This is a genomic window from Paenibacillus lautus NBRC 15380, assembly GCF_004000945.1.
Classification (GTDB): domain Bacteria; phylum Bacillota; class Bacilli; order Paenibacillales; family Paenibacillaceae; genus Paenibacillus_AQ; species Paenibacillus_AQ lautus.
Genome location: NZ_BIMF01000002.1, coordinates 287,490 through 300,030, shown reverse-complemented (window position 1 = coordinate 300,030; position 12,541 = coordinate 287,490). Strand labels below are relative to the sequence as shown.

Sequence of the window (12,541 nt, the reverse complement as noted above, 5' to 3'; positions counted from 1 at the left end):
TGTCCCACATCCTATCAAGATCTGATGCCGACTGAAACCCCACACACCTTGCAGCCGTATATGATACATTGTCATCTCTGACAAGCGTTAACAGGGAGAGGAGATAAACCCGTGGCTAAGCAACGTAAAAATAAATCAAGCCGTACAGGTATGCATACATATAAGCAGAACGTGAGAAAACGCCGCAAACGATCTGAAGACACCCGCTTCGATCGGTTCTGGTTCCGGATTGTGGAAGCGGTCGGATGGATCATCCTGCTCGGATCATTTCTAATGTATTGGGATTCCGCCCGGCTCACGGCCATTATATTCAAAGCTCAGCCGGTCCAACAGTTGACATCCGAAACGACTGGTTATGTACGGCTCGAAGGTCAGGCAGGAGGAGAAGCGGCATATACGGATGAAGGCAAGCTTCAGGATCGTTACGCTCTGCTTCAGAAAGAGCCGTTCCGCTGGGGATGCGGTAAGGGTGGTTGCGATTACAAACTGGATGATGACGGAAGCCATCGATTATGGGGAAGTTCAGAGTTAAACGGAGTAACGATTCAGGCGGAACGGTTCAGGTTCTACAAGGACTGGCTTCCGCTGAACTTTGCGACGGTTAAACCAGAACAATTATCCCTGATTTACCAAGGAAATTCATCCCGTCCACTGCTGATGGAAAGTCCCAAGGGCACGGCTTACGGTTATTATGCCGTCTCCCCCGGAGATTGGGTGACGGTAATTGGCCGGGCTAACAAAGGCCAGTTGGAAGCCTTCATCTTACCGGGGGACGATACGAAACAGCCTGTTCTACTGATCGGTACGAGTGTTGAACAGATGCTGTCGGAAGAGAAGGGAGTCCAGACCGTGTATTTGATCATTTCTTGTATCGTCGCATTGATGCTGCTCCCTAAGATGATCGGAAGAACCAGGCGAATCACTCAATGGATAAAGACTAGAAGAGCGAGATAGTATGAGCTGCATACGGAGGCGAGGATCATTGCTGCGGCGGAGGCCGCGGCTCTATCTATTGGAAGTTTGGTTTTTCATATGGATAATAACGAGCGGCTGATCCAAGGTTCAGACACATTTGACATGAATATAAACGAGGAGTAAAATGAATTCGCAGCTGCTTGAACAATTGTTCAAAACGAACGTTCAAATCAAAGGATCAACTTAACGAATAATTGGAATAGCAAATACATGTAGACAGGTAATGGATATCGAATGGTAAACGAAGAACAGGTAAAGGATCAGGAAAAGGACGTAAAGCAGAAGATTTTAGAGGCAGCGAAGAAGCTTTTTGCCAGAAAAGGGTTTGAAGGCACCAGCGTCAGGCAAATTTGTGACGAAGCAGGTGTCGCATTAGCGCTTGTATCCTACCATTTCGGAGGAAAGGACAAGCTGCTCTATGCTTTGTTCGAACCGCTTAATGAACATTTTGCAAAGCTGTCCTTCAACTTGGAGGAGCCAATCAACGCGCTTGAAACGTTTATCCGTGGTTTTGTTGCATATCGTTACGATAACGAAGAGCTGATTCATATCCTGCAACAGGAAATGATGATGCAAAGTCCACGGCTCAAGCTGCTTTCGAATGCCTATTATCCTTCTTGGGTACATCTAAGAGCTATACTGGAAGCAGGGAAGAGCCGTGGCATGTTTCAGTTCGAATCGATTGTGCACGCCGTCCATTTTGTGATGGGGGTCGTTATCTTTTCCAGACAGAACCCGTTCCTCGAGCCAGTGTTCAGCGATTTGCCCCCTACGGAGGACAATGCCACGCAGGCAGCTGAGCATATTATTCGCCTTGTCTTGAATGGTTTACATTCATCGTGAACAGCAAAGGGGATAACATCATGAGAGCAGCGAAAATATACGGAACTAAAGACATAAAGGTTGAAGAAACAGCCATTCCTCTTCTTGAAGCGGGAAAGGTACTCGTCAAAGTGGATTATGCAGGCATATGCGGAAGCGACATGCATGAATATTTAGCGGGGACATTTCCAATCCGCACGCAGCCGGTCCTCGGACATGAATTCTCCGGTACGGTTGTTGAAGTAGGAGAAGGCGTAACCACCGTGGAGCCTGGTGATCAGGTGGCCGTTGAACCACTCATCGCTTGTGGCCACTGCTCCAATTGCCGAAGAGGGATGGCGAACCTCTGCTCGAACAGCACCGGTTACGGTTATTCCATTTCTGGTGGGTTCGCGGAATACGCCGTTGTCAGAGAGGAGAATGCGTTCAAGCTTCCAGTTGGAATGGACGTCAAGCTTGGAGCACTCGTCGAGCCTACGGCCGTAGCGGTGCATGCTGTACGACAAAGCACGCTGCGTCTTGGCGATACGACAGCTATCTTTGGGGCTGGTCCCATCGGTCTTTTGCTTCTGCAAGCGGTGAAAGCGGCGGGAGCAAGCGAAATATTCGTCGTGGAAGTTTCCGATGACCGCCGGGAGAAGGCGCTGGAGCTAGGTGCAACCCACGTGCTTAACCCGGTTGAAGTCGATGCAGTCGCACGAATCAAGGAACTGACGGACGGAGGAGTGGACGTAGCCTTTGATGCGGCGGGTGTGCAGGCCACATTCTTGAGCGGCGTAAGTGCGGTGAGAAAAGGCGGGGAATTCAAAGTTGTGAGCTTATGGGAACAGCCGGTCACCTTTAGTCCGAACAGCTTTGTAAAGACCGAAGCCAAAATTACCGGTTCTTACGCTTACGTAAACCTGTTCCCCGAGGTGATTCGATTGCTCGCCGGAGGTATCATTGACGGAAACAAGGTCATCACAAGCCTCATACCGCTCGGTGATATTGTCGAGAAAGGTTTTGAAACATTGGCTAATGATCGGAAACAATGCAAAATTTTAGTTGATATGCACTTATCCTAATGAATCAGCCCTACCAAGATCTATGGTAGGGCTTTTCTATGATTGTACCTTACGCCGAATTTTATGAAAAATGGATATAAATTCCATTCTTTCTTCATCAATGGCGTTTTTTTATATATAAAGGGAGAAAACCGCTTTTATTCAGATGATTGTGGATGCAGCCAGAACGGAGCTCGGCCTTCCGCTGCAAAATGTATGGGAGGATTAGGATTTTGTCAACACGAAAAGAGAACGAGCGAAAACACCGCAAAACCTCCGGTGATAACCGATTCGGCCGGTTCGGGTACCACGGTACTGGAACACTTAAACCTAGGGCTTCATAGGTCGTTCGCTCTGACGTTTCATCGTTCTCCATTTGGAGGGAGCAACTCCCATCCATTGCTTGAAATGACGGTTGAAGCTGGATACGGAGGCATAGCCAACCTCTTCCGAGATAGACAGTATGCTGTTGTCAGTATGGCACAGCAATGCAGATGCCATTTGCATTCGTACGTTGTTCAGGTAATCGAGCGGAGCCATCCCCATGCACGCGCGGAACGTACGACGAAAATGTGTGACGCTAAGGCTGCAAGCTGCCGCCAATTCATGAATTTGCATCGGTTCCATGTAATGCTGCGAGATATACTCAAGTGCTTTGGATATTTTGTTCATGGAAGTCCGATCGGCAGCTTCAGCAACAGGCGTATGGTCAGCCATCTGGACATCGATAATTCTGGTGATGAGCGTCATCAGGGTCCAGACATAGCCCTTGACGGCGGATTCGTACCCTCGCTGTTGAAGCCCCAGCTCTTTCATGAGATATTCCGTCATTAACGTTATGTCAGGAGCGTCCTTGGGACTGATGATATTGGTGAACCGTGAATATCCCGCTGGTGTAGGATCATTCCACGATTGGGAAGAAGAAATCTTGAGTAGCGCAATCGGATCCAAGAAGCAGAAATGCCAGCGGCTAACTTGCCCTTTTACGCTTTGGGCAAGATGAAGCTGGCCCGGAAAAATAATGCTCACATCACCTTTCGAGTAAGGCATTATCTTTTGCTCTACGAAAAACACGCCCGAGCCTTCGCAGCAGTATCCGATTTCAAGACAATTGTGAAAATGCAGATACGTAATATCGGCATCGTTCTGGACGTAGTTCTCTATCCAATCAACAGGAAAGGCCGGAGGAAGCAGATACGGCTGAGAGATGACCTCGTATGAATATGGTCGTTTCTGCATAGTTTTCAGTCCTTTTTTAGCAGAATTGTTATTTTTCTTATTATAAACTAGGGTTGAAATCGATTACACCAGGAAGTGGGAGGAGAGTGTGACATGGCGTATCCTGTAGAACCGAAATTGGCCGAGTTAGCCGAAAAAATTATGGAGTATGGGCGATTAGCCCATGAATACGGAGCAGATGGCGTTTCCAGCGTCTGGCTGGACATTGAAAGGGCAATGCATGCAGCCGCTCGGAAATTGCAAGACCTGCCTGTTGACGAGAAACTGGCTTCTCATGAGCCGGATGATCTGCGGGGGATTCAGTCACTTCGGCCTAACGGGCCTCGAAGAATGTGGAATACGTTCAATAAGTCCGTGTATAAAGATAAGCTGGAGGGCGCCATGCTGGCACGATTCGCCGGGTGTACGCTGGGAGCTCCGGTCGAACTATGGGAAGTGCATGAAATGAAGAGTTGGGCCGAATACATAGGGGATCCATTTCCACCGCAGAACTATTGGTCCAAAATTAAGAATCCGAACCATAGGCGATATGGGAAGAGCACGTTCTATGAATATACGCTTGAAGGCATGAATGGCGTTCCAGTCGACGATGATATTACGTATACGATCCTGGGGCTGCTCATTGCGGAGGAACATGGGATTCATTTTACGACGGAGGACGTGGGAAAGAGCTGGGTGAAATACTTACCGCTCGCATGCACAGCCGAAGAAGTTGCACTTCGTAACTTGAGGGCAGGCAGGACGGCAATGGAAGCAGCGAACTTAGACAATCCGTACTGTCAATGGATCGGAGCAGATATTCGATCCGACCCGTGGGCCTATATAGCACCGGGGTTTCCGTCGAAAGCTGCGGAATACGCATATCGTGATGCCTACTTGAGCCATCGAAGGAACGGGATCTATGGTGAAATGTTTTTTAGTGCGGCACAAGCCGCCGCCTTCGGTGTCGATCACCCTGAGAACGCCCTTCGAATCGGGTTGACTGAAATTCCTAGAGATTGCAGCCTATATAAGGATATCGAATGGGCGCTCGCCATATGTGGAGATATCCGAAACTACGCAGAAGCGCGAGAAGCCGTGAACAAGCGTTTTCAAGGCATGTCCGGCGTTCATACGAACAATAACGCATGTTTGACCGTCTTCGGATTAATGATCGGAGGGACGGATGTGTCCAAGGTCATTTCCGAGACAGTGGCGATGGGGCTGGATAACGATTGCACGGCTGCTACCGCAGGCAGCATTGTCGGTGCGATCGTTGGCAAGGAGGGCGTGCCTGCCCATTGGCATGCGCCATTTCATGATACGGTAACGACTTATATGATCGGTGCGGAGAAGTTCAAGATCAGCGACCTGGTCGAGCGATTTACCGCCGTAGCAGAGCAGACATATATCGATTCCAAGCGAGAGATATAAACGGGATGCATAGACCGACTTGAAAATGCTCGAGTGGTTCAGATGTATACCAAGCACTTCTATTCGAAGAAAAGAAAATAGGCGACCAGCGCCGTGAACATGTACGCTGGCCGCCTTTATTTCAATGGGGATAAGGCGTTTCGAATTCAACGCCGCACGGACCGCCATTCGGATTGATGTCCAGATTGATCTCCGTACCGTCTTCCCGGAACAGCGGCCGATAGAATGCTCCGATCTTGGTAGCCGATGCGTTGGCGTAGTGGCAGATGAAGGCGCGGCGGAACCGGTTGGATTTGTTGCGGTAGGAGCCGTGGATCAGGTTGCCGTTAAAGAACAGCACATCGCCTTTGTCCATGATCGCGGGGAGGACCTGTCTATCCTTGGGCGGCTTCACGAAATGAGTAGTAAACGACTCGTTCGAATCGGCTTCTTCCGGGCACACCAGAGCATAATCACTTGTTTTTGGAACGACGAGTAAACCGCCGTTCTGTTCATCTGCCGCGTCGATTGCGGCCCATGCCGCGATACAGTTGCCAGGCTCGACCTGCAGGTAGAAGTTGTCCTGGTGGAGCGCTTGACCGCGGGAACCCGGGGGTTTGTAATAGAACATGCTTTGAGCTGCAAGCGCCGGTTCGCCATACAAATCGGCCAGCACCTCCATGACAGGCATGTGCAGCATGTATTTCTTCGCCGTTGCATTAAAGCGGTGCGGATGCATCACACGGGGATAACGCTTCAGCGGTTCGGCAGTTTCATCATCCAACACCGGTTCAAAGTGGCCAGGAACGGTCGTTTGGCTGATCTCCTCAAACGTCGCTTCGATTTCCGACAGCTCTTCTTGGCGGAAGAGCCCTTTTACAATTAAATACCCCTCCGTTTCGAACTTGTGCAGCTGCTCTTCCGTCAATACCTTTAACTTCTCTCGCATAAGAATTCCTCCCGTAAGATTATTGTTTTTTCCTGTTGACAATAGAATAAGGTCTGCTTAACTTGAGAGGAAGTATGATATCTGCTTATAATTACCGGGATTCTGCTATTCGAGGTACAGAGGAGGAGAGGTTTGTGCGAACGCCTGACGGACGGGAAGGCATATCCTTAGAAAGTACCGGCACCATATTCGGCGACCATTTCGATCAAGACGATGCTTATCGGCTGCGTCGTCCTCACGGGATGCAGGATTGGCTGCTTGTCTACACGCTGCATGGAGAGGGCTATTTCCGGACGCCTGCCGGGGAGAAACGCTGTGGGCCCGGGGAGCTCGGCCTGCTGCAAGCCAACATCGCTCACGAATACGGGACTGTGCAGGGGAAACGCTGGAACTTCCTGTGGATCCATTATCCCGGGCTTCCGGAAAACAGGCTGCTGCGAAACGAGGAGTTTCTGGTTGAAGCCCTGCCGGATGAACATGTCCGAAGACGTGTCGAGCTCGCATTTCGGAATGTGCTGCAAGATTCGCTGGACCGGTTAGAACTGTGGGAGGCACTGTGTCAGAACGCCCTGCGTGAGATTTTGCTTCTGCTTGCACAGCGCACGCACAAAAGACTCGACCCCAGAGTCGAGCAGACCCTTGGCATATTGTCTCGCTCGTTAAAAGAAGACATAAAAATTGATGCTTTATCGCGAGAGGTCGGAATATCGGGGTCCAGGCTGGCCCATTTGTTCAAACAAGAAACGGGGTACACCATCTTGGAGCATCTGAATCAAATGAGGATTCGCCATGCCGCCTTATTGATGACCCATTCCGGCCGTACGGCGAACGAAGCCGCGCAGGATGTCGGGTTTAACAGTTACAATCATTTTGCCGATCAGTTTCGCAAACAGTACGGGGTTTCACCGAGGCAGTACCGCCAGGCGTGCCAGCCTACATGAATGCCGCTTGGCTTAAGTATTATGCATGAATCATTCCAAGAGAAGCTGCTGCAAGAGCTCGGTTTAGAATCGCTCTGTACAACTTCCCTGATGAGATGTTAACTTATAAGGATGTCCCTAATATAGAAAGAAGGTATTAAGTTGGCACGATCCTTATATATTGCTCTCATCCTCCTGAGTCTCATATGGGGAGGTTCGTTCTTTTTCATCAAAAACTTGCTACACGATTTCGGCCCGTGGGGGATCGCCTTTCTGCGGTCAACCTTTGGATTTCTCTTCATTACGGTTGTCATGCTTATCATGCGAAAGCCGTTCGACCTGCGCGATATCCGTTGGCTGCCAACCATCTTAATAGCGATGATCAATATGGCCCTGCCATGGACCTTGATCGGGTTTAGCGAAACCAGGCTGGCCAGCAGCATGGCTTCGGTATTGAATGCAACGACGCCGATATGGACCATGATCGTGGGTTTACTGTTCTTCGGTTCCGTATTTAGGCGGATTCAATGGATGGGCATGGGTGTCGCGCTTGTCGGACTGATCATTCTGCTCGGCATTCGCCCCGGATCATTTATTACCGTCGATTTCATTGGCTTCACGGCGATGATAGGTGCTACTTTGTGTTATGCTGTGGGTTCACAGTTATCCAAACGCTTATTGGGCGGACTGACGATGTATCAGTTAACGTTCGCAACGCTGTTTGGGGCAATGGTAGGGAGCGGTATAATCGCTTTTGCAACGGAAAAGGTGGAATTCGCCAAGATCGCGGAGCCTGCCAATCTAGGTTCTTTTGTTGGCCTTGGCATCTTCGGTTCTGGCGTGGCGTATATTCTGTTCAATTATATGGTCTTGAAAGGGAGCCCCGAGTTCGCCACATCCGTCACCTATCTTGTTCCTGCAACGGCGATGATCTGGGGGTATACACTGCTGGATGAACCGATTGGATGGAGCCTGATTATCGGCTTGATTCTCATTTTATCCGGTGTATTTATCACAAATCGTGGCGGACGAACACGGAAAGAAAGAGTTGCTGCCGTACCCAAGTAATCTTCAAAAGTACCAAGAAGGACTGCTGAGAGGCAGTCTTTTATTTTTTTATCCCTCGCAGTATTTTATATGAAGCAATCAAGTTATTCAGGAAATTTGCTATGAACACAAATTGAGGAAATTCATAAAGAGCCCCCTAAAGAGGGAATGATGCCGCGAGTGATATGAATCTTTATTATACGCCGGGCCGCTTAAATTGCGGCTTTTTTTGTCGTTAATCCCCTGCGTTTTGTTATTTTCCTATTGGATTTAAAGCTTGGAAATTCGATGAAGACTTTGCGATTATTCTACTTCTTTTGCAAAATCCACATGGACCCATAACAGGACAAATGTAATGAAGCATGATAAATATCGATTGACACCATCTTGGTATTTGCCTAATATACGGGCCAGACGGCCCCCGTCCATGTTCTATCTTCTACTTACAAGGTGCTTATCAATCCATCTAAAAAGGAGGCTCCGTATACAAAAACAGAGACTGAACGCCCGTTCGATATCCGTCTGCATGTGGAGCGATCTTTCGGGAAGACAACGATTGAATCTAAGGAGGTTATTTATGAGAATTAGAAAGGGTGGCAAGTACCAAGTCTTGATGTTTGCAATTTGTTTTATATTGGCATGCTCGGGAGGCGGTGGTGTCGCAGCTGCTTCCGGGGAGAGCAGGCTGGCTCAAAAAACGTATGGGACACCGGAAGAAATTCTGGTCCCTAACAACTATACGGTGGCCGTGTTCAACGGCACCACCGGCAAGGAAGAGGGCCGCAACGTGCTTTATGCGACCAGTAAAGGGAAGCCGGGTCATCTTAACGTCATTGATCTGGAGGATTATAAACTGCTGCGGAGCATTCCGATCGGACCTTCCGAAAGCTCCTGGGCACATACCACGGCACCGGACGGAACATTGTTCCTTGCAGCTGATGGCGGTGGAGCAAGGCTGTGGAGTTACTCTCCGGTTACTCATGTCCCTGTGCAGGTGGCGCAGTTCGACGGGCAGTCAGTCCCGAACAGCATCACCACGGATGAACAGGGCCGTGTGTATGTCGGAACCTATCCCGGCGGCAAAGTGTACCAGTACGACCCGGCTACAAAGCAGACAAAAGATTATGGCCGCGTCATCGGATTGCTTGATCAGGAATATGTGCGCTCCATTGCTTACCAGGGCGGCAATATCTATGCCGGTACCGCACATAAGCAGATCGTACGCGTGAATTTAACGACAGGTGAGAAAACGAATATCGCTGCTTCCTTGCCGGTTAAAGAAGACACCGTGTATGACTTGAGCACGATTGATAACCGTTATTTGTTTGCCAGATATACGGACGGAAGCGGCATTCCTGGAGAGGCGTTTATCTACGATACGCAGACGGAAAGCTGGCTGGATGTTGTGCTGGAGAACGTAACGGGACTGCACGCAACGGACTCGCTTGACGGAAAACTGTATTATATGTCCGACAAGAAGCTGAAAACGTTTGATCTTGCCACGCATGAGGTCGAGTTGACAGGAATGGAGTACAACAGCGGATTTCGGGGAGTAAATTGGGTGGAATTTCCGAACAATCCGGAATACCCGGGCAAAAATCTGGTTACCGTCCGATATGACGGCGGTGTTACGATCATGAACATCGAAACCAAACAGGTACATCTGATGCCGCCGGTCATTCCGGGTCTGCCCGGCGTTGTAAACCGATTGAAAAGCGTCTCCGATACAGAGTTGATCACCACCGGCTCGCAGGCGCGTTCTTCGCTCGTTGATCTGACGGATAAAACGGCGACGCCGTTCAGCATCGGCCAGGCTGATAGCGTTCATGCCGTGGGCAATAAGGTGTATATGGGCGTGTATCCGGAGGGCGGACTGTACGAGTTCGATTTATCGACGGAGCCTGGAATGAACAATCCGAAGAGATTGGCCGTCCTGGGCAATGATCAGGAGAGGCTGGTGGATATCTCCAGTTCAAAAGGCAAATTGTACATTTCAACAATTTCCGGTTACGGAACCTTGGGCGGCTCACTGACCGTATATGACACCGCGACCGGTGAAATAAACGTTCACCGCAATGTCGTCCAGAATCAGAGCGTGCTCAGCACCACGGTTCATGACGGCAAGGTGTTCGGCTCCACGACGATTCGGGGCGGACTCGGCTCCGAGCCGACCGAGGCGGAAGCGAAAATCTTTGTATGGGATGAGGAGAAGCAGCAAAAAATCACCGAATTCCCGCTCAGGGTTCCCGGATTGGATAAACCGATATTCATCGGCGATCTTTCCGCCGGTCCGGACGGTTTGATCTGGGGGGCATCCTATGAATACATTTTTGCAATTGATCCCGATACCTATGAATTAGTAAAAAGCAAAAAGGTGTATCCAAGCTTAAACTTCAGCCAATGGGCGCATCACCCGCTGCGTTGGTCGGAGGATGGGTTGCTCTATGTGCTGTTTAACAACAAACTGACGGTCATAGACCCTGAAACGCTGGAACATCGGACATTGGCCGACACCTCCAGATTCGATTTGCATGCTGACGGGAACCTGTATTTCACAGATATGCAAACCAACACGATTCTGTATCGGATGGAAGTTGACGGAGAAGTCGTGGAAGAACCGCTGCATACGGCTGTTCCTGTTACCAACCCGGGCTTCGAAGAGGCATTAAAGGGATGGAGCCCGCTATTCGCTCCCGGTAACGGTTACCGCTATGATCTCAGTACAGAACGCAGTTTCACAGGAACGAACAGCCTGAAGATTACGGACACGCTGAGAACGGCATCCGTTGCCGTTCAGAGTGATCCGATTCCCGTTATCCCGGGAGAGGAATATACGGCGGGCATGAATCTTTATATTGAATCCGGCCAGCCGGGCTTTATGTTCCGATTCTTTGATAGCAATAACGCGACCATCTCCACCTTGGAAACCCATTTGGATGAATCGCGATTGGCCCAGTGGCAGAAAGTGACGCTCAGAGGCAAGGCGCCAGCCAATGCAGCCTACGCTAAACTGATCGCGGTAACCTCCAGATACAATGTGGCAGCCGCATATTATGACGATTTCTTTGTTACGGTAAAAGACAGTGTGCCGCCAGTCTCAACGGTAAGCCCATCGCCTTCTCCCAACGAGAACGGCTGGGTGAATTCCGATGTGTCGTTGTCCATCTCTGCCGACCGTGCCTATTCGATCGAATATTCCGCGGAAGGGGCACAACCGATCGAGAAGACTACAGTAAAAGGGAGTACGGCTCAGCTTGAAATCACGAAGGAAGGCGTCACGACGGTCACCTATTCCGCCACCAACTTCTCAGGCGTGCCTGAGGTTCCAGGAACTCTGAAGGTGCAGATTGACAAGACGGCTCCGGTAGTAGAATTCACGGGGGAACGACAGTACACGGTTACCGATTCCGTATACGTCTCATGCAGCGCCGACGATAGCTTGTCCGGGTTAGCTGAGAATCCATGTCTTCGTCCACTGATTGAACGTCCTGCCTATTCCTTCGAGCCGGGATCTCATGATATTTCCCTAACGGCAATCGATCTGGCGGGAAATCAAACGGAAGCGGTCTTTAGTTTCGAGGTGTCCGTGACTTATGATAGCTTGTCCGCGCTTGCAGAGCATTTTGCCGCAAGTCATCCGGGACTCGCACAATCTCTGTCAACGAAACTCCTCACTGCGAAAGAGGCCGAGAATAGAGGAGACTCCTCTGCCAAGGAAGGCATGCTGAACGCCTTTTCCAATGAAGTCAGCGCACAATCAGGCAAAATATTGACGGGTGAACAAGCAGAAGTGCTTGCCAAACTGGCAGGTCACCTGTAAGCAGGTGAATGCTCTAGCCCTTCATAAACACGATACTTTGCTTCCATATCTTCGTCCATATTTTAGAAACAGCCGCGTGAATCACGCGGCTGTTTTTTGTATTCCATAAAGATTAGTTTCTTCATCTAACAAGGATGAAAAGGTTATATCTCTTCCATTATGATATGGAAATGCGGTACCGTCGAAATTTGTCATAACAAATGTGCGGTTTATACATCTAAAGTAGCAATTTTTCGATGTCATATTGACTGGAAAATAAAACCTAACTAGAATGTGTTATAACAAATAATCAAGTGTATAAAAAATGTTAATACAAGTTGTTGGGAAGGAGGTG

General features: G+C 49.5%; 9 protein-coding genes. 7 read left to right on the top strand and 2 right to left on the bottom strand.

Translation table 11 applies throughout. From position 1 onward, the window contains the following. Nucleotides 1–111 precede the first annotated feature (111 nt). From PLA01S_RS04745 to PLA01S_RS04735, 3 genes are all read left to right on the top strand, one after another. Complete coding sequence (locus tag PLA01S_RS04745; protein ID WP_127590317.1) at nt 112–954, top strand: hypothetical protein; 843 nt, start codon at nt 112–114, stop codon at nt 952–954. Nucleotides 955–1,209: 255 nt separating this feature from the next. Further along, the gene (locus tag PLA01S_RS04740; protein ID WP_127590316.1) at nt 1,210–1,818 is read left to right on the top strand and encodes a TetR/AcrR family transcriptional regulator; all 609 of its coding nucleotides are present in this window, start codon (nt 1,210–1,212) and stop codon (nt 1,816–1,818) included. Nucleotides 1,819–1,838: 20 nt separating this feature from the next. Continuing rightward, the gene (locus tag PLA01S_RS04735) at nt 1,839–2,861 is read left to right on the top strand and encodes a 2,3-butanediol dehydrogenase (RefSeq protein WP_127590315.1); all 1,023 of its coding nucleotides are present in this window, start codon (nt 1,839–1,841) and stop codon (nt 2,859–2,861) included. Nucleotides 2,862–3,170: 309 nt separating this feature from the next. On the opposite strand, the gene PLA01S_RS04725 is transcribed toward PLA01S_RS04735, so the two are convergent. Continuing rightward, complete coding sequence (locus PLA01S_RS04725; RefSeq protein ID WP_127590314.1) at nt 3,171–4,079, bottom strand: AraC family transcriptional regulator; 909 nt, start codon at nt 4,077–4,079, stop codon at nt 3,171–3,173. Between the two features lie 93 nt (nt 4,080–4,172). Here PLA01S_RS04725 and PLA01S_RS04720 point away from each other — a divergent pair, with 93 nt between their 5' ends. After that, nucleotides 4,173–5,492 (top strand): ADP-ribosylglycohydrolase family protein, encoded by a 1,320-nt coding sequence (locus tag PLA01S_RS04720; RefSeq protein ID WP_127590313.1) that lies wholly within the window; start codon nt 4,173–4,175, stop codon nt 5,490–5,492. A 121-nt stretch (nt 5,493–5,613) separates the two neighbouring features. On the opposite strand, the gene PLA01S_RS04715 is transcribed toward PLA01S_RS04720, so the two are convergent. Beyond that, a complete protein-coding gene (locus tag PLA01S_RS04715) occupies nt 5,614–6,420 on the bottom strand; it encodes a phytanoyl-CoA dioxygenase family protein (RefSeq protein WP_127590312.1) in 807 nt (268 codons plus the stop codon). 134 nt (nt 6,421–6,554) lie between these two features. Here PLA01S_RS04715 and PLA01S_RS04710 point away from each other — a divergent pair, with 134 nt between their 5' ends. From PLA01S_RS04710 to PLA01S_RS04700, 3 genes are all read left to right on the top strand, one after another. After that, nucleotides 6,555–7,361, top strand: a complete 807-nt coding sequence (locus PLA01S_RS04710; RefSeq protein ID WP_127590311.1) for a helix-turn-helix domain-containing protein — start codon at nt 6,555–6,557, stop codon at nt 7,359–7,361. A 141-nt stretch (nt 7,362–7,502) separates the two neighbouring features. Continuing rightward, nucleotides 7,503–8,408 carry a DMT family transporter gene (locus PLA01S_RS04705; RefSeq protein ID WP_127590310.1) on the top strand — a complete coding sequence of 302 codons (906 nt, stop codon included), beginning with the start codon at nt 7,503–7,505 and terminating at the stop codon, nt 8,406–8,408. Between the two features lie 556 nt (nt 8,409–8,964). Continuing rightward, nucleotides 8,965–12,207, top strand: a complete 3,243-nt coding sequence (locus PLA01S_RS04700) for a PQQ-binding-like beta-propeller repeat protein (RefSeq protein ID WP_127590309.1) — start codon at nt 8,965–8,967, stop codon at nt 12,205–12,207. The last annotated feature ends 334 nt before the right edge of the window (nt 12,208–12,541 follow it).

Excerpts from the sequence above, each read along its gene's own strand:
- PLA01S_RS04740 (WP_127590316.1), top strand. The coding sequence starts at position 1,210 with ATGGTAAACGAAGAACAGGTAAAGGATCAGGAAAAGGACGTAAAGCAG.
- PLA01S_RS04735 (WP_127590315.1), top strand. The coding sequence starts at position 1,839 with ATGAGAGCAGCGAAAATATACGGAACTAAAGACATAAAGGTTGAAGAA.
- PLA01S_RS04715 (WP_127590312.1), bottom strand. The coding sequence starts at position 6,420 with ATGCGAGAGAAGTTAAAGGTATTGACGGAAGAGCAGCTGCACAAGTTC.
- PLA01S_RS04700 (WP_127590309.1), top strand. The coding sequence starts at position 8,965 with ATGAGAATTAGAAAGGGTGGCAAGTACCAAGTCTTGATGTTTGCAATT.
- PLA01S_RS04725 (WP_127590314.1), bottom strand. The coding sequence starts at position 4,079 with ATGCAGAAACGACCATATTCATACGAGGTCATCTCTCAGCCGTATCTG.
- PLA01S_RS04720 (WP_127590313.1), top strand. The coding sequence starts at position 4,173 with ATGGCGTATCCTGTAGAACCGAAATTGGCCGAGTTAGCCGAAAAAATT.